The organism is Streptomyces sp. adm13(2018), from assembly GCF_008042145.1.
In the GTDB taxonomy this organism is placed as follows: domain Bacteria; phylum Actinomycetota; class Actinomycetes; order Streptomycetales; family Streptomycetaceae; genus Streptomyces.
The window spans coordinates 1,054,146-1,055,651 of record NZ_RDBH01000129.1 but is presented as its reverse complement, the minus strand read 5'-3'; the positions used below and the strand labels follow the sequence as shown (position 1 = coordinate 1,055,651).

Annotated in this window: 2 protein-coding genes; both read left to right on the top strand. The window is 74.1% G+C overall.

The window, feature by feature from the left end; translation table 11 throughout:
- Positions 1–17 precede the first annotated feature (17 nt).
- Positions 18–218 carry a sulfur carrier protein ThiS gene (thiS, locus tag EAO70_RS21455; protein WP_148005278.1) on the top strand — a complete coding sequence of 67 codons (201 nt, stop codon included), beginning with the start codon at positions 18–20 and terminating at the stop codon, positions 216–218.
- Positions 219–223: 5 nt separating this feature from the next.
- On the top strand, positions 224–1,018 hold the full coding sequence (locus EAO70_RS21450; RefSeq protein WP_148005277.1) for a thiazole synthase: 795 nt from the start codon (positions 224–226) through the stop codon (positions 1,016–1,018).
- The last annotated feature ends 488 nt before the right edge of the window (positions 1,019–1,506 follow it).

Genomic DNA, 1,506 nt, shown 5'->3' with positions numbered 1-1,506 from the left:
CCTCAGGAGCAGCCCGCATGAACGTGTCCGTGAACGGAGAGGCCCGCGTGCTCTCCGGCCCCGTCTCCCTCGGCGCCCTCGTGGCGACCCTCACCCAGGCCCGCTCCGGGGTGGCCGCCGCCCTCAACGAGACGGTCGTGCCGCGTGGCGCCTGGGAGACCACGCTCCTCGGCGACGGCGACCGGGTGGAGATCCTGACCGCGGTCCAGGGAGGCTGAGCACGATGTCCGACGACCTGTTCGAACTGGGCGGTACGGAGTTCTCGTCCCGCCTCATCATGGGCACCGGGGGCGCGMCCAGCCTCGACGTCCTGGAACGCTCGCTGGTCGCCAGCGGTACGGAGCTGACGACGGTCGCGATGCGGCGGCTGGACCCGACCGTCCAGGGTTCGGTCCTCTCCGTCCTGGAGCGGCTCGGCATCCGGGTCCTGCCGAACACGGCCGGCTGCTTCACGGCCGGCGAGGCCGTCCTCACCGCCCGGCTGGCCCGCGAGGCGCTCGGGACCGACTGGATCAAACTGGAGGTCGTCGCCGACGAGCGGACCCTGCTGCCGGACGGCGAGGAGCTGCTCGCGGCGGCCGAGACGCTGGTCGACGACGGCTTCACCGTCCTCCCCTACACCAACGACGACCCGGTCCTGGCCCGGAAGCTGGAGGACGCGGGCTGCGCGGCGATCATGCCGCTCGGCTCCCCCATCGGTTCGGGCCTCGGCATCCGCAACCCGCACAACTTCCAGCTGATCGCGGAACGCGCCGGGGTGCCGGTGATCCTCGACGCCGGGGCGGGCACGGCGTCCGACGCGGCGCTCGCGATGGAGCTGGGGTGCGCGGCGGTGATGCTGGCGTCCGCGGTGACCCGCGCGCAGGAGCCGGTGCTGATGGCCTCGGCGATGCGGCACGCGGTGGAGGCGGGCCGGCTGGCCCACCGGGCGGGCCGGATCCCCCGCCGCCACTTCGCGGAGGCGTCGTCCCCCCACGAGGGCCGAGCAACCCTGGACCCGGAACGCCCCGCCTTCTGACCCGCGCCCCGCCGTTGTGGGCATTCCCCCTGGGGGCGCAACGGCCGCGTCCAACGAACGGCGCTCCGACCTGTTGCGGCTAATCGTTCCTCTCCCGACTTCCTCCGGGGGACCCCAGGGCGCAACGGCTGCGCACAACGGACGGCGCCCTTGCCGGGCCCAGGCTTCCGCGCCCTGACCCGCACCCCTTGGTGCGCCGCGGACTGGGTGCGGGTCCGGCTTCCGTGCCCTGCGGTTTCGGTGCACCGCGCTGTGGGTGCGGGTCAGGGCGCGCAAGCCTGGGCCCGCCAAGGGCGCCGTCCCGTGTGCGCAGCCGTTGCGCCCTGGGGTCCCCCGGAGGAAGTCGGGAGAGGAACGATTAGCCGCAACAGGTCGGAGCGCCGTTCGTTGGACGCGGCCGTTGCGCCCCCAGGGGGAATGCCCACAACGGCGGGGCGCGGGTCAGAAGGCGGGGCGTTCCGGGTCCAGGGTTGCTCGGCCCTCGTGGG